Origin of the sequence: Caulobacter sp. CCNWLW153 (assembly GCF_036889365.1) — a bacterium.
Classification (GTDB): Bacteria; Pseudomonadota; Alphaproteobacteria; order Caulobacterales; family Caulobacteraceae; genus Caulobacter; species Caulobacter radicis.
This window is the reverse complement of record NZ_JBAKFV010000025.1, coordinates 36,798-51,362: the sequence shown is the minus strand read 5'-3', so window position 1 is coordinate 51,362 and position 14,565 is coordinate 36,798. Positions and strand designations below refer to the sequence as shown.

Here is a 14,565-nt window from a genome sequence, read left to right as displayed (position 1 = left end):
CAGGCGCCCTTCTCGCCTTCCGGCGGCGGGGCGTAGCGCACCAGCCGGCCGATGCTGGGCAGGAACTTGCGGTAGGGATCCTCGGCATAGATCCGGCTCTCGACCGCCCAGCCGTTGATGGAGAGATCTTCCTGCTGGAACGACAGCTTCTCGCCGGCCGCCGAGCGGATCATCTGCTCGACCAGGTCAAGGCCGGTGATCAGTTCGGTGACCGGATGCTCCACCTGCAGGCGGGTGTTCATCTCCAGGAAGTAGAAGCTCCTGTCCTGGCCGGCGACGAACTCGACGGTGCCGGCGCTGTCGTAGTTCACCGCTTTTGCCAGGGCCACGGCCTGGGCGCCCATGGCCGCTCGGGTCTCTGGATCGAGCAGCGGGCTGGGCGCTTCCTCGATGACCTTCTGGTTGCGCCGCTGGATCGAGCATTCGCGCTCGAACAGGTGGACGACGTGGCCGTGCTTGTCGCCCAGCACCTGAATCTCGATGTGGCGCGGGCTCTCGATGAACTTCTCGATGAAGATGCGGTCGTCGCCGAACGCCCCGGCGGCCTCGGCCCGCACGGCCGGAAAGCCCTCCTCGACGTCCTGGCGGCTCCAGGCCACCCGGATGCCCTTGCCGCCGCCGCCGGCGCTGGCCTTGATCATCACCGGATAGCCGATCTCCTCGGAGATCTTCATGGCTTCGGCGACATCGGCGATCTCGCCGATATGGCCGGGCACGCAGGAGACGCCCGCGGCCTGGGCGAACTTCTTGCTCTCGATCTTGTCGCCCATGGCGCTGATGGCGCCGGGGTTGGGGCCGATGAAGACGATCCCCTCATCCGCGCACCTCTGGGCGAACTCGGCCTTCTCGGACAGGAAGCCGAAACCCGGATGCACGGCCTGGGCGCCGGTGGCCTTGCAGGCCTCGATGATCTTGTCGGCGACCAGGTAGGACTGCGCGGCCGGAGACGCCCCGATGTGCACCGCCTCATCGGCCATCTCCACCGCCAGGCTGTCGGCGTCGGCGTCCGAATAGACCACCACCGTCGCTATCCCCAGCCGACGGCACGTCTTGATCACCCGCACCGCGATCTCGCCCCGGTTGGCGATCAGGATCTTGTTGAACATGCGGTCCGTCCCTTGATCGTTCGCAGACCTCACCGAACGGAGAGGCAGCCCTTGAAAGTCGCCGCCGAGGCGGAACACCCATCCCGTAAAATCCCCGCTTTCGAGGGGATTTTACGGAGTGAAGGCTCTGACCTCTTCTAGGCGTAACAGGCCAAGGCCGGTTTGCAACGCGGGCCGCTCGCGCTAAAAGCGTCGCAGGAACCATGACACCGGTTTCCAATAAGAACGACTAGGGAGTGACGCGTGGTGAAGCAGGCGCTTTTTCTGGCCTCGGCCTTCTCGGTTCTGACCGCCGCCGGCGCGGCCTCGGCGGCGGAACCCGCCCTCCTCTTCCACGTCTCCGGCGACAAGGGCCTGAAGGCCGACCATGCGGCCGGCGACGCCGTCCCCAACTTCGCCGACAAGGTGGCGGTGATCCCCACCGGCAAGGCCGGCCCCGCCCTCTCGGCCCAGGACGACGGCATCCTGGCCTGGAACGCCCCAGGCAACATCCAGGCCCAGCGCGGCACGCTGTCGTTCTTCTGGCGCTCGGGCTATCCGGTGGGCGTCGCGCCGTTCGTGATCTTCCGCGTCGGCTATGCCGACCACACCAGCTGGGACATGGCGTTCCTGCGCATCGACTGGAACGGCCACGGCTTCGACGCCTTCGTCACCGACAACGGCCTGGCCCGCACCCGCGTCTCGTTCAAGCTGGACAAGCCGCCCGCCGCCAACGCCTGGACGCACCTGGCCTTCACCTGGGACGAGCAGACCGGCGTGCAGTTGTTCGTCGACGGCAAGCCCGTGGCGAAGAAGGAAGCCAAGCGGGTCTATGACGCGGGCCTGGACCAATTCGGCATCGCCGGCCGGGTGATCGCGCCGCACCAGGTGCAGAGCCGCTACAACTTCCTGCGCGGCGGCGATCTCGACGAGATCCGCGTCTACGACCGCGCGCTGGACGCCGGAACGGTCGCCGCCCTGGCCCGCAACGAGGTTCCGGCCGCCGCCGCGCCGGCGCCGACGCTGGAGGACCCGGCCACGCGCGCAGCCTGGCGCCTGCGCCATGGCTGGACGGGCGAGGCCCCGCCCCTGCTTGCCGATCCGGCCACCCGCATCCGCAAGGTCGAGTTCGCCGACGCCAAGGACATCAAGGAATGGATGTGGCGGGCCAACGACGGCATCCCCGAAACCACCTGGCCCGGCGTCTACAACCGCTCGCGCCTGGAAGGCCGCGACGACTACTTCCCGCTGCCGGACTGGAACACCTATGTCGAGGGCGGCAAGGCCCTGACCCTGGCCCTGCCCAACGAGCCGATCAGCCGCCTGGAGATCCAGGGCAGCGCCTATGGCGACCTGACCTGGGCGGCGAAAGCCGGCGACAAGGCGACGAAGATCGGCGTGCGGCCCAAGGGCCTCTACCGCTCGGTGACGACCCTGGCCCAGCCGCTGAAGGGCGGGGTGCTGACCTTCACCAACACCGACCAGGAGACCCCGATCCAGGAGATCTGGGCCTATGACGTCAGCGCCGGCAAGGAGCCCGACGGCGTCTTCAAGATGAACTACACGGTCCGCGCCGACGTGGCGCCGGACTACCTGAACCTCTCTGACCTCAATGCCTATGTCGCCGGGCGCTTCCCGGCCGGCGAACGGGCGACGGTGGTGGCGATCCCTGACGCGGCTCCGCAGCGCAAGCGCCCGGTCGCCGACCTTGCCGCGCCCGGCCTGCCGATCGTCCACGTGATGATCCCGTCGGGCTTCGGCGACGCCCCGGCCTCTCAGCCGCTGGCCCGTAACTGGGCCTATGGCTGGGAGAACGCCCGCGACGGCCTGGACGGGATCGCGCTGGACATCCCCGCCCTGCCGGGCGCGGCTGGAACCGCGATCCCGCTGAACATCCAGGTCAAGGACCCGATCTGGCCGGGCCGCAACATGATCGACGTGTCGGTCTCGGTGAAGGCCGGGCAGGCGCGCACCCTGTGGCTGGACCTGCGCGACCGGATCCTCACCGCCGACAGCCTGTACCTGACCATCGCCGCCGACAGCGCCGAGTTCGGGCCCAAGGCCCTGGACGGCGCCAAGGTGCGGCTGGTGTTCAAGGCCCGCGAGGAGGCCAAGGCCGAGCACGTGGCCGACCGCTTCAACCAGGTGAAGGACAACTGGGCCTTCCTGGTGGAGGAGCACACCACCTCCAAGCGCCAGGGCCTCTATCGCCGCCTCTACGCCGACATCTCCGACCTGCTGCGCGTCGATCCCGACCACAAGGAGGGCCGGGAATACTGGGGCGACATCACCTATGGCAGCCAGGGCTGGCCGGCCTTCGAACAGCCCAAGGCGCCGGACGGCGTGCCGCTGTGGGCCTTCCGCCAGACGCAAGACCTCAAGCGGGTGGCCAGGTTCATCAACTGGTGGATCGACGAGCGCCAGGTCGCTTACGGCGACTTCGGCGGCGGGCTGTCGGACGACACCGACCTCTTGCAGCAATGGCCGGGCCTGGCGCTGATGGGCGTCGATCCCGACAAGGTGAAGGGCTCGCTGAACCTCCTGACCGACGCGGTCTACCGCAACGGCATGTTCACGAACGGCCTGTCGACCATCGCCACCGACGAGTTGCACGCCTACGAGGAGGGCATCAACTCCAACAGCGAGGCGATGTATCTCGACTACGGCGACCCGCTGGCCGTCGAGCGGCTGTTCACGACGGTCAAGGCCCTGCCGGGGATCGTCGATCGCAATCCGGCCGGCCATGTCCACTTCAACACCAACTGGTACAGCGGCTCGATCTCGTACCGCGAAGGCCCATGGGAGTGGCAGAAGCCCTACTCGTTCGGCGTCGTGCACCCCGCGATCCTGATCGGCGACTACAATCGCGACCAGACCGCCCGCGACATCGTGCTGGGCCTGGCCGACGGCTACCTGGCGCACGTGAAGCCGGACGGCTCTTATCCCAACGAGATCAACTGGCGCACCGACGCCGAGCGCGGCGGCACGGTGCTGCAAGGCTCGGGCGCGGGCGGGCCGTTCCAGATCTTCTGGCAGGCCTGGCGCTGGACGGGGGAGCCCAAGTACCTGGCCCCGATCCAGTGGCGGATCGGCAAGAACGGGATCAAGTCGCTGAACGACCTCAACGACAACGCCCTTTCGATGCTGAACCTGGGCGAGGCCAACAAGGACGCCATCGTCAAGTCGGCCGCCAAGGGCGGGGCCACGGAGCGCTTCGCCGCCTGGACCCTGACCGGCGACAAGACCTGGCTCGAAAAGGCCTATGCCGACGAGATCCAGTGGGCCGACCAGCACATGTACATGCACACCGAAGGCCACTGGTGGTCGGACCGGGTGGAGATCCCGTCCGACGTGCTGCAACGCTCGCGCCTGGGCGGCATCGCCAACAAGCGCGGCCAGATGACGCCGGGCCACATCGTCAGCTGGCGCTTCGAAGACAACGCCAAGGGCGAGGACGTGGCGATCCTGGTCAAGGACGGCACGGCCAAGGGCTTCAAGGTCGTGGCCTACAACCTGTCGGACAAGCCGGTGACGGCGACCATGACGGGCTGGAACGTCGCGCCCGGCCAATGGACGCTGACCCAAGGGCTAGACACGACGGGCGACGACGCGATCGACACCACTGGCGACGGCGCGGGCGAGACGCGGCAGGTCGCCTTCGAGCGCACCAAGGGCGTCACCGTCGTGCTGCCGCCTGGCCAGACCACGATCATCGACATGGCCCTGGCGACGCCGGGCGATGAGCCCTCGCAACGCGCCGACCTCGGCATCGGGCGCGGCGACGTGACGGTGAAGGGCTCGGCGATCACGGCCAAGGTCCACAGCCTGGGCGCCCAGGACGCCCAGGCCTCGAAGCTGGAGCTGGTCGACGCCGCCGGCAAGGTGCTGGCGTCGGCGGCCGTGCCGGCCCTGGCCGCGCCGAAGGACCTGCTGCCGAAGGTCCATACCGCCCGCCTGAAGATCCCGGCCGGCGCCAAGCCGTCGGAACTGCGCCTGCGCATCGTCAGCGACCAGCCGCAGATCACCGCTCTCAACGACGAGGTGAAGCTGCCATGATCCGCACTGCCCTGATCGCCGCCGGTGTGCTGGCGCTGGCTTCTTCGGCCAACGCCGCCGAGCCCTATGGCCGCAACGTCACGCTGAAGGAGGCGAAAGCCGTGGCCGCCGCCGCAGAGACCGAGGCGCTGAAGACCGGCGTGGCCGTGACCATCACCGTGGTCGAGCCGAACGGCGCGCCGGTGCTGGTCTGGAAGATGGACGGAGCCTCGTACTCGGCCCCCGAGGTCTCGCGCCGCAAGGCCGAGACCGCCACCGCCTATCGCCGCCCGACCAAGGCGTTCCAGGACGCGGTGAAGGGCGGCAACCTCAACGCCATCTCCAACGGCGCCCTGGCCATCGAGGGCGGCGAGTTGCTGCTGGTCGAGGGCAGGATCGTCGGGGCGGTCGGCGTGGCCGGCGCCACGCCCGAGCAGGACGGCGTCCTGGCCCGGGCGGGCGCGGCGGCGGTGAAGTGAGGCAGGCAGTGAGTTCCTCGTCCTTCGACAAGCTCAGGATGAGGAACTCAAATCCGCGTCGGCAATCACCCTCATCCTGAGCCTGTCGAAGGACGGGGGTGACGCAAGGGCCTCACCCCTCGCCGAACTCGCGGGCGAACATCGCCACGTAGCCGTCGAGGCGCTCGGAGGCCTCCGGCGCGATCAGCCGCGTGACCTCGGCCGAGAAGGTGACCGGAGCCGAGCCGGCGGCGGTGACGATCCTGCCGTCGACCACCGCGCGAGGGCTTTCGACATAGCCTTCGGCGCCGGCATAGCCGGGGGCCTGCTCGGCCAGCCAGTCCTTGCCGTTGGAGGTGTGGGCCTTGCCCGCCAGCAGGCCGGCCTTGGCCAGGGCGATGGTCGCGCCGCAGATGCCGGCGACGATCTTGCCGTCGGCGTGGGCCTGGCGCAGCAGGCTGAACACCGCGTCGTTCTCGTAGCCCTGCCAGGCGTCGGAGCCGATCAGCAGATAGGCGTCGGCGTCCGACAGCACCGGATCGTCGAACCGGTAGTCGGCGGCGGCCAGGATGCCGCCGATCGAGGTCTCCGGATCCCCGGTCGGGGTGGCGATCTCGATCTGGACGCCGAAATATTCACGCAAGGACGCCAGCACGGGGCCGGCTTCCCAGTCGGCCCAGCCCGGCTGGAGGAAGGCGACGGCGATCGTCATCAGCGCAGCTTCACGGCGGTGCCAGCGGCGGTGACCATCAGCATGCCGTTGTCGGCGCCGAGGGCCTCGTAGTCGAGATCCACGCCCACCACGGCGTCGGCGCCCTGGCGGCGGGCCTCGTCGATCATCTCCTGCAGGGCGATGTCCCGCGCCTCGCGCAGGGCCTTCTCGTAGCCGCCGGCGCGGCCGCCGATGATGTTGGTGATGCCGGCGAACAGGTCGCGGAAGATGTGCGCGCCGATGATCGCCTCGCCCGAGACGACGCCCAGGGTGGCCACGGTCTCGCGCTCGGCGACGTACGGAGTGGTCGAGGTGATCATGCGGTTCCCGTCCCTTGATGCGGCCTGCCCTACCGGCGGGCCGTGCGAGCCCCTAGATTGGCACGCATGACCCAAGCCGCCACCCTCTCTTCCACAGGTTTCGACCTGACCCCGCCCACCGAGCCCGAACGCGAGCGCCTGGAAGGCGACCTGACCGCCGAAGAGGCCCGCGTCCTGCTGCACCACGGCACCGAGGCCCCGTTCTGCGGCGGCCTGCTGGGCGAGAAGAGCCCCGGCGTCTACGGCTGCCGCCTGTGCGGCCTGCCGCTGTTCAAGCACGAGACCAAGTTCGAGAGCGGCACCGGCTGGCCCAGCTTCTACGCCCCGTTCGACGAAGAGCACGTCAAGGCCGTGCGCGACACCTCCTACGGCATGGTGCGCATCGAGACCCGCTGCGCGCGCTGCGACAGCCACCAGGGCCACGTCTTCCCCGACGGACCGGCGCCGACGCGGCTGCGCTACTGCATCAACTCGGTGTCGCTGCAGTTCGTGAAGGCCGGCGATCCGCTGCCCGACCCGCTGCACCGCGGCGACCGCCTGCCATAGGCGGCCGGGCCGCCTTTCTGGGCGCTCTCAAATGCAAGGCAAAGCTTTCCCCGAAGGAAATTCGACCCTCGGTGGAAAAAATGGATTGCCCGACACAACTATAAAGAGCACATTCAATCCGACGCCGCAGGTGCGGCGACTCGCTCGGGCGACGTCCCCTAGGCGTATGTCCGAACCGCCTGCGCACAACCTCCGGCAGGGTTGCAGCGCTCCATGGCGGACGCGTCGGGAGGAGGCCCCTTCCCCCCAACCTTCTCCCGACGCGAACCCGTTTCTTCCAGGATCATCAGGACGAAGCCGCCGGCCCGTAAGCGACATAGCCGCGCTCGACCATCCGGCGCAGGGCCTCGTAGGCGGCGGAAAGCTCGTCATAGGCCTGGCGCAGGGCGGCCAGTTTCTCGACCTCGGCGGCGTCGGGCGCGCGGCCCGACTGGCTGATCGAAAGCGCCATGGCCGCCCAGCGCGCGCGGGCCTGGGCCGTGGTCACGGCCAGCTTCTGGAAATGGCCGGCGTCGAGCCGCCCAAGCGCCTGGGCCATGATCTCGCGGTTGGAGACGAAGGCGGTGTAGTCGATCTGCTCGAGGTGGCCGCGCAGGCGGCGTTGCTCCTGCGGATCGATGTCCTGCGGCTCGAAGTGATCGCTGAACCGACGGGTGTTGGACGTGACGGTGGACGACATGACGGCCTCCCTGACCGCATCGCGCATGCCTGAGAGTCTGCGCCCGAGGCCTTAAGCGGACCTTACACCTCAATCGGGCGTGAAAAGACCCTGCAACCCCACGATCATGGCGATGATCCCGAACACCGCCAGGACGAGGCCCGCGCCCTGCGCGCCGCTGGCCGGCAGTTCGCCCGATCCACCCAGCCGACGCGCCACCGCGCCGGCCCGCAGGCGGTCCCACAGCAGCAGGACGCCGACGGCGATCCCGACGATCTCGAAGTGGAAGACGTGCGGCCCCGAGACCAGGTGCACGATCAGGAAGTAGCCGCCGCAGACCAGGGCCGCGATCCCGACGATCCAGCCGAACGGCGCCAGGCGCGCGGCGAACCGCCCCAGGTCGTCGCCCGCCCTGGGCAGCAGCGCCAGCAGGCCGATCGCCAGCAGGAAGCCGCCGACGAGATTGCAGAGGTCGAGGATCAGTTCGAGCATGACCGTGGAATGCCGGCCGGGTCGCCGGCGTTCCACGGCCGGGGCCTCAGCGCTCGACGATGGTCTCGAAGCCGCCGAAGATCATGCGCTTTCCGTCGAAGGGCATGTCGTTCATGTACGGCTTGAGGCGCTCGTCCTCCATGACCTTGGCCATCACCTCGTCGCGCTTGGCCTTGCTGTCGTAGGTGATCCACGAAAACACGGTGACCTCGTCGTCCTTCAGCTGGACGGCGCGGGGGAACGAGGTCAGCTCGCCGTAGGGCACGTCGTCGGCGATGGCCTCGACGTAGGACAGCGCGCCCAGCTCCATCCAGATCGTGCCGGCCAGCGTGGCCATCTTCTTGTAGCGCTCGACATTGGCCTTGGGCACGGCGACCACGAAACCGTCGACATAGGTCATGGGATCCTCCCTTGGATCGTTGTTGCGCCCCTAGGACGTTTCAACGCGGAGAGGCCCGACAGGGACGCGGCGAAAAATTCAGCGCCCGTAGATCCGGCCCAGCACCCACTCCAGCGCCCTGGCGTGGCCTTGCGGGTCATTGGGCGGTTCTCCCGGCGGGAAGACCGGCAGCGGAGCCTGCGGCGCGATCCCCTCGCCCTCCACCACCCGGCCCCCGGCGTCGCGGTGCACCTCGGCCGGCAGGGCGAAGCGCCAGCCGTTCGGCAGCGGCTTCTGCAACTGGTCCGACAGAGCCCCGCGCGTCGTCTCGCCCGCCTGGCGCACATTGGGCAGGGCGCGCATCGACAGCGTGAAGGTCTCGCCGGCGCTGACCGTGACCTGGCTGGTCAACAGCCAGACGGGGCCGAGGTAGCGCGGGCGGTCCGACGGCGTGATGAACAGCGGCTGGACGACGCCGTCGCCGCCGACCGCGACCTTCGATCCGACCTCGCGCCGACGATCGGCGAAGCGTGCGGCGATCCGGCGGGCGATCACGTCGTAGCCGCCGCGATTGTCGCTGACGTCGACGATCACCGCCTCGGCGCCGGCGAAGGCGCCGATGGCTTCGTCCAGCGTCGCGTCGAGCAAGGCCGTGTCGTCGTCGCCGGCCCTGGGATCGAAGCCGCCCATGGCGGTCAGGGCCAGATAGCCGACCTCGCCCTTGCGGCCCCACAGGATCCGGCCGCCGGCCGCCTCGCGCACGCCCAGCGGCGCGGCCAGCACCTGCGCCCGCCAGGCTCGTCCCCAGGCCGCCTCGCCGCCGGGGGCGGCCTTGGCGCGCAGCAGCACGGCCGCCTCGCCCAGCCGCCGGGTGCGCATCTGGCCGTCGACGACGCCGTCGAGCTCCACATGGGCGTCGTCGATCCCGCGCAGCAGCACGGCCAGCGCCTTCCACAGCGCCGCGTCGTCCGGGGTTTCGCCCAGGGCCGCGAGGGCGTCGCGCCGCCGGGCGCTCCAGTCGAGGCCGCGCTCCTTGGAGAGGGGGTAGTAGGCGGCGAAGGTGTCGGCGACGACCGCCAGGGTGCGCCGCGGCGTCCAGGGTCGGACGGTGGAACAGGCCGTTGGCGGGGCCTTCAGCCGATCGAAGCGATAGAGCGTGCCATCGACCTCGCCCGCCGTCTCGATGGCGGCGCCGACAGGCCGCCACAGCTTCAGCACCCCGTCGGGATCGGCCTCGGAACGAGGGTCGCGCCAGCAGTCGTCGCCGGCAAGGTGGTAGAGGCTGGGGCCCGAGGCGTCGAACCGCACGATCCAGCCGTAGCCTCGGGAGCGCCAGACGCCCTGCAGCGGTTTGGCGACGGCGCCTGCGGTCGCGATGGGTTGCATGACTGGCTCGCCCCGGGCGGGCGAAGCCGGCGATGCGGCGGCCAAGGCGACGGCGAACAGGAACGACCTCATTCGCCCACCTTGAGCCGACCGCAGCTTGGGCATCAAGACGGCCGGCGAAGAACGAGCCTCGCCGGCCGCTACGATCACTCCGTCTTCAGGTAGATCTCAGACCCCTGCTCGCGGAACTTCTCGCTCATTTCGGCCATGCCAAGCTCGGCCGTGTTCGGCGCCTGGGCGGCGGCGAAGTCGCGGACTTCCTGGCTGATCTTCATCGAGCAGAACTTCGGGCCGCACATCGAGCAGAAGTGCGCGGTCTTGTGCGCCTCCTTGGGCAGGGTCTCGTCGTGGAAGGCCTGGGCGGTCTCGGGGTCGAGGCCGAGGTTGAACTGGTCTTCCCAGCGGAACTCGAACCGCGCCCGGCTGATGGCGTCGTCACGCATCGACGCGCCAGGGTGGCCCTTGGCGAGGTCGGCGGCGTGGGCGGCCAGCTTGTAGGTGACCACGCCCACCTTCACGTCGTTGCGGTCGGGCAGGCCCAGGTGCTCCTTGGGCGTGACGTAGCAGAGCATCGCCGTGCCGAACCAGCCGATCATGGCCGCCCCGATCGCCGAGGTGATGTGGTCGTAGCCAGGGGCGATGTCGGTGGTCAACGGACCGAGCGTGTAGAAGGGGGCCTCGTGGCAGTGCTTGAGCTGCTCTTCCATGTTGGCCTTGATCTTGTGCATGGCCACGTGGCCCGGCCCCTCGATCATCACCTGCACGCCGTGGTTCCAGGCCACCTTGGTCAGTTCGCCCAGGGTGCGCAGCTCGGAGAACTGGGCCTCGTCATTGGCGTCGGCGGTCGAGCCAGGACGCAGGCCGTCGCCCAGAGAGAACGACACGTCGTAGGCGCGCATGATCTCGCAGATCTCGTCGAAGCGCTCGTAGAGGAAGTTCTCCTTGTGGTGGGCCAGGCACCACTTGGCCATGATCGAACCGCCGCGCGACACGATGCCGGTGACGCGCTTGGCGGTCATCGGCACGAACGGCAGGCGCACGCCGGCGTGGATCGTGAAGTAGTCGACGCCCTGCTCGGCCTGCTCGATCAGAGTGTCGCGGAAGACCTCCCAGTTCAGGTCTTCGGCCACGCCGCCGACCTTCTCCAGCGCCTGGTAGATCGGCACGGTGCCGATCGGAACGGCGCTGTTGCGGATGATCCAGTCGCGGATGTTGTGGATGTTGCGGCCGGTCGACAGGTCCATGACCGTGTCGGCGCCCCAGCGCGTGGCCCAGACCATCTTGTCGACTTCCTCGGCGACGGTGCCGAGCACGGCCGAGTTGCCGATGTTGGCGTTGATCTTGACCAGGAAGTTGCGGCCGATGGCCATCGGCTCGAGTTCGCCGTGGTTGATATTGGCCGGGATGATGGCGCGACCGCGAGCCACTTCCTGGCGCACGAACTCGGGCGTCACGAAGTCGGGGATCGAGGCGCCGAAATCCTCGCCGTCGCGCACGCACGGACGGGTCTGTTCGCGGCGCAGGTTCTCGCGGATGGCGACGTATTCCATCTCGGCGGTGATGATCCCGGCGCGGGCGTATTCGAGCTGGGTGACCAGCTTGCCCTGGGTCCCGCGATAGATCTTGCGGCCGTTGTCGGGGAACTGCGGTGCCAGGTGCTTGCCCTGGGCGAAGCCGTTGTCCTCGGGCTTCACCTCGCGCGGATTGGCCACCACCTCGACGTCGCCGCGGGCCACGACCCAGGCGTCGCGGGCGCGGTCCAGGCCCTTGGCGATGTCGATGGTCGCGTTCGGGTCGGTGTAGGGGCCGGACGGGTCGTAGATGGTCACCGGCGGCTCGTTGGCCGATGGGTGGACGGCCACCTCGCGGAACGGCACGCGGATGTCGGGGAAGATCTCGCCGGCCTGGTAGACCTTGCGCGATCCCGGCACGGGGCCGGTGGCGACGTCGCCGGTCGCCGGAAGGATGGGGGTTTGGGCGTTCATGTTGCGGGCTCCTCAAGCACTGAAGAGACCCGGACGTGTCGAGCTAAGTCGGTCTTACGGCCTGGACTATACGCTCCCGGACCGCGTTCCCTCCCTTCGCCGGCATGACCCGGATCAGGTTCGACGGGTCAGGGCTCAAGCCCAATCTCAGCCGCGACAGCGACCCCCCGGTGAACAGGGCGGACACTAGGAGGATTGACGCGCGGGTCAAGAGCCCGTGGCGCGGCGCGGGTGACAGGAAATTCACTGGACCCTCGCCCGCTGAAGCGTCGATCAGAGAACGCCATTCTTTCGGAGGTCCGCCTTGATCCGCCGCCTGATCCTGCCCGCGCTCTGCGCCCTGCTCGCCACGCCGGCCCTGGCCCAGGAGACCTATCCGAAGAAGATCCCCTCTTCCGGCGGCGAGGTGATCATCCCCAACGCCCAGCACCAGAAGGCCTATGACGAGATCAAGTACGCGCCGGCGCGGCGCGTGGGCGACACGCTCTACGTCTCGGGTGTGATCGTCGGGCGCGCGCCCGGCGAGGGTACGGACGCCGAGGCGTTCAAGACCCAGGTCCGGCGGGCTTTCAAGGCGCTGGACGCGACGCTCAAGGCCGCCGGCGCCAGCTTCGACGACGTGGCGATGATCAACAGCTTCCACGTCTGGGAAGGCCCCGACCAGCCGGCCCCACGCTGGGAGCAGATCGCCATGATCAACGCCGTGAAGAGCGAGTTCATCAAGGGCCCCAGCCCCGCCTGGACGGCCGTCGGCACATCGGGCGTGCTGGCGCCCGGCGGCATCGTCGAGATCCAGGTCATCGCCCATGTTCCGCAGAAGTAGGGGCGCTGGTTCTCAAGGCGGCGCCTTCCCCCTAGCCTGACCGTGACGGGGGAATCATGGACGACCGCTTTTCGATCGCCGGCATGTTCGGCGCCTTGGGCCGCATGCTGAAGGCCCATGGGGTCGGCATCCTGGCGATCACGGTGGTGTACGTGCTGGCGCGCGCCGTGCTCGACCTGGCCCTCGGCCGCCTGCCGAACCTCGACGATGCGCCTGTCGCCCACGCCATCGCGGCGGACACGGCGGGCTCGCTGATCCGCCTGGCGCTGGGATCGCTGGTCGGCGGCGCGCTCCTGCATCTCGTGCTGGCGCAGCGGTCCGTATCGTCGGCGGCCAGCGCGGCCCTGTCGAGCTTTCCGGCGATCTACCTGATGGCGGCGATCATCAGCCTGCCGGCCATCGCCTCGACGGGTCTGGCGGCGATGATCCAGGCGCCGGACGCGACGCTGAAGGACATGGCGATGACCAGCTTGCTGCTGGGCCTGGCGGCCGAGGTCGTCGGCCTGGCGATCTACGCCTTCATCGGCCCAGCCGCCGCCATCGCCGTCACCGAGACGAGGTCGCCGCGCCAGGCCCTGGGCCGCGCCCTGCAACTGACCAGGGGCCACCGCTGGCCGCTGTTCTGGATCCAGCTGGGCCTGGTCGTGTTCATCATCATCCTTCACGCCATCCGGGCCGCGCTGCTCGCGCTGATGATGAAACCGATAGGGTTCCATCCCACGATCACCTCGACCATGCACGCGCTCACCGGCGTGCTGTCGTGGCTGGTGCTGGCGGCGATCTACCGGGAACTGCGGCGGCCCCGGCCGGGCGAAGCGGCCGCCTGAGCCCCTACAGGTCGTCCGTCGCGAAGGTGTCGCAGGCGGCGGGCTTGCCGGCGTCGTAGCCCTTGCCGAACCAGCGCATGCGCTGCTCGCTGGTGCCGTGGGTGAAGCTGTCGGGCATCACCCGCCCTTGCGCCTTGGACTGGATGGCGTCGTCGCCGACGGCGGCCGCCGCCCCCAGGCCGTCCTCGACGTCGGCGCGGGTGATGCGGATGCTGGAGACCTCGGGCGCGTGGCGGGCCCAGACGCCGGCGTAGCAGTCGGCCTGCAGCTCCAGCCGCACCGAGCCGCTCTCGGCGCCGCGACGGCCCAGGCGATCGGCCTGGCGGGTGGCGCCCAACTGGTTCTGGATGTGGTGGCCGATCTCGTGGCTGATCACATAGGCGCGGGCGAACTCGCCCTTGGCGCCGAAGCGGCTCTCCAGCTCGTTCCAGAAGCTGAGGTCGAGATAGACCTTGCGGTCGGCCGGACAATAGAACGGCCCCATGGCCGACTGGCCCAGGCCGCAGCCGGTGCCGGTCTGGTCGTCATAGAGCACGACCGAGGTCGGCGGGACGTAGCGGCCGCCCGACCGCGCGAAGATCGGCCCCCAGACGTCGGTGTTGGAGGTCTCGATGACGTCGACGAAGCGGCCGCCCTCGTCCTGCACCGAGCCGCGCCGGCCCTCCTGCTGCTGGGCCGCGGGCGCCTGGACGCCCTCGACGGCGTTCAACGTGGTCTGCGGATCGACGCCGAACACGAAATAGCCCACCGCCGCCAGCACTAGGGCTCCGATGCCGCCGCCGGCCGCCGCCACGGGCCCGAGTCCGCGCCGGTCCTCGATGTTGCCGGACTGCCGGCCGCCTTCCCATTCCATGCGCGC

14 protein-coding genes and 1 riboswitch are annotated in these 14,565 nt (G+C 69.2%); of the genes, 5 read left to right on the top strand and 9 right to left on the bottom strand.

Going from position 1 to position 14,565, the window contains the following annotated elements; genetic code table 11:
• Positions 1-1,106: acetyl-CoA carboxylase biotin carboxylase subunit (locus V6S85_RS25670; protein WP_334350696.1), on the bottom strand; the 1,106-nt coding region annotated here is incomplete at its 3' end.
• Between the two features lie 246 nt (positions 1,107-1,352).
• Between V6S85_RS25670 and V6S85_RS25665 the strand changes: the two genes are divergently transcribed.
• On the top strand, positions 1,353-5,141 hold the full coding sequence (locus V6S85_RS25665; protein WP_442885738.1) for a LamG-like jellyroll fold domain-containing protein: 3,789 nt from the start codon (positions 1,353-1,355) through the stop codon (positions 5,139-5,141).
• A complete protein-coding gene (locus V6S85_RS25660) occupies positions 5,138-5,599 on the top strand; it encodes a GlcG/HbpS family heme-binding protein (protein WP_334350694.1) in 462 nt (153 codons plus the stop codon). Before V6S85_RS25665 ends, V6S85_RS25660 begins: the two co-directional genes overlap by 4 nt.
• 112 nt (positions 5,600-5,711) lie before the next feature.
• On the opposite strand, the gene V6S85_RS25655 is transcribed toward V6S85_RS25660, so the two are convergent.
• Both V6S85_RS25655 and V6S85_RS25650 read right to left on the bottom strand, forming a co-directional pair.
• Positions 5,712-6,290, bottom strand: a complete 579-nt coding sequence (locus tag V6S85_RS25655) for a type 1 glutamine amidotransferase family protein (protein WP_109098966.1) — start codon at positions 6,288-6,290, stop codon at positions 5,712-5,714.
• A complete protein-coding gene (locus V6S85_RS25650) occupies positions 6,290-6,610 on the bottom strand; it encodes a heavy metal-binding domain-containing protein (protein ID WP_058349561.1) in 321 nt (106 codons plus the stop codon). Before V6S85_RS25650 ends, V6S85_RS25655 begins: the two co-directional genes overlap by 1 nt.
• A 66-nt stretch (positions 6,611-6,676) precedes the next feature.
• On the opposite strand from V6S85_RS25650, the gene msrB reads away from it, so the two are divergent.
• On the top strand, positions 6,677-7,156 hold the full coding sequence (gene msrB / locus V6S85_RS25645; protein WP_116569211.1) for a peptide-methionine (R)-S-oxide reductase MsrB: 480 nt from the start codon (positions 6,677-6,679) through the stop codon (positions 7,154-7,156).
• 286 nt (positions 7,157-7,442) lie between these two features.
• Here msrB and V6S85_RS25640 read toward each other — a convergent pair whose 3' ends face one another.
• The 5 genes from V6S85_RS25640 to thiC all read right to left on the bottom strand — a co-directional run bounded on the left by V6S85_RS25640 (position 7,443) and on the right by thiC (position 12,056).
• Positions 7,443-7,835: a hypothetical protein gene (locus tag V6S85_RS25640; protein ID WP_334350693.1), complete on the bottom strand. Its 393-nt coding sequence runs from the start codon at positions 7,833-7,835 to the stop codon at positions 7,443-7,445.
• Between the two features lie 69 nt (positions 7,836-7,904).
• Complete coding sequence (locus V6S85_RS25635; RefSeq protein WP_334350692.1) at positions 7,905-8,306, bottom strand: hypothetical protein; 402 nt, start codon at positions 8,304-8,306, stop codon at positions 7,905-7,907.
• A gap of 46 nt (positions 8,307-8,352) precedes the next feature.
• Complete coding sequence (locus tag V6S85_RS25630) at positions 8,353-8,706, bottom strand: DUF1428 domain-containing protein (protein WP_334350691.1); 354 nt, start codon at positions 8,704-8,706, stop codon at positions 8,353-8,355.
• A 78-nt stretch (positions 8,707-8,784) separates the two neighbouring features.
• Entirely contained in the window at positions 8,785-10,071 is a 1,287-nt protein-coding gene (locus V6S85_RS25625) for a S41 family peptidase (protein WP_334350690.1), read from the bottom strand.
• Positions 10,072-10,217: 146 nt separating this feature from the next.
• Positions 10,218-12,056, bottom strand: coding sequence for a phosphomethylpyrimidine synthase ThiC (thiC, locus tag V6S85_RS25620; RefSeq protein WP_058349554.1), 1,839 nt, complete (start codon positions 12,054-12,056; stop codon positions 10,218-10,220).
• A gap of 74 nt (positions 12,057-12,130) precedes the next feature.
• Positions 12,131-12,236, bottom strand: a riboswitch (TPP riboswitch).
• A 124-nt stretch (positions 12,237-12,360) separates the two neighbouring features.
• On the opposite strand from thiC, the gene V6S85_RS25615 reads away from it, so the two are divergent.
• Together V6S85_RS25615 and V6S85_RS25610 are read left to right on the top strand one after the other, a co-directional pair.
• Positions 12,361-12,879, top strand: coding sequence for a RidA family protein (locus tag V6S85_RS25615; protein WP_116569205.1), 519 nt, complete (start codon positions 12,361-12,363; stop codon positions 12,877-12,879).
• 56 nt (positions 12,880-12,935) lie between these two features.
• Positions 12,936-13,706, top strand: coding sequence for a hypothetical protein (locus V6S85_RS25610; protein ID WP_334350689.1), 771 nt, complete (start codon positions 12,936-12,938; stop codon positions 13,704-13,706).
• Between the two features lie 4 nt (positions 13,707-13,710).
• On the opposite strand, the gene ypfJ is transcribed toward V6S85_RS25610, so the two are convergent.
• Entirely contained in the window at positions 13,711-14,559 is an 849-nt protein-coding gene (ypfJ, locus tag V6S85_RS25605) for a KPN_02809 family neutral zinc metallopeptidase (RefSeq protein WP_116489885.1), read from the bottom strand.
• Between the last annotated feature and the right edge of the window lie 6 nt (positions 14,560-14,565).

Excerpts from the sequence above, each read along its gene's own strand:
- V6S85_RS25640 (WP_334350693.1), bottom strand. The coding sequence starts at position 7,835 with ATGTCGTCCACCGTCACGTCCAACACCCGTCGGTTCAGCGATCACTTC.
- ypfJ (WP_116489885.1), bottom strand. The coding sequence starts at position 14,559 with ATGGAATGGGAAGGCGGCCGGCAGTCCGGCAACATCGAGGACCGGCGC.
- V6S85_RS25655 (WP_109098966.1), bottom strand. The coding sequence starts at position 6,290 with ATGACGATCGCCGTCGCCTTCCTCCAGCCGGGCTGGGCCGACTGGGAA.
- msrB (WP_116569211.1), top strand. The coding sequence starts at position 6,677 with ATGACCCAAGCCGCCACCCTCTCTTCCACAGGTTTCGACCTGACCCCG.
- V6S85_RS25650 (WP_058349561.1), bottom strand. The coding sequence starts at position 6,610 with ATGATCACCTCGACCACTCCGTACGTCGCCGAGCGCGAGACCGTGGCC.
- V6S85_RS25625 (WP_334350690.1), bottom strand. The coding sequence starts at position 10,071 with ATGCAACCCATCGCGACCGCAGGCGCCGTCGCCAAACCGCTGCAGGGC.
- thiC (WP_058349554.1), bottom strand. The coding sequence starts at position 12,056 with ATGAACGCCCAAACCCCCATCCTTCCGGCGACCGGCGACGTCGCCACC.
- V6S85_RS25635 (WP_334350692.1), bottom strand. The coding sequence starts at position 8,306 with ATGCTCGAACTGATCCTCGACCTCTGCAATCTCGTCGGCGGCTTCCTG.
- V6S85_RS25660 (WP_334350694.1), top strand. The coding sequence starts at position 5,138 with ATGATCCGCACTGCCCTGATCGCCGCCGGTGTGCTGGCGCTGGCTTCT.
- V6S85_RS25610 (WP_334350689.1), top strand. The coding sequence starts at position 12,936 with ATGGACGACCGCTTTTCGATCGCCGGCATGTTCGGCGCCTTGGGCCGC.
- V6S85_RS25630 (WP_334350691.1), bottom strand. The coding sequence starts at position 8,706 with ATGACCTATGTCGACGGTTTCGTGGTCGCCGTGCCCAAGGCCAATGTC.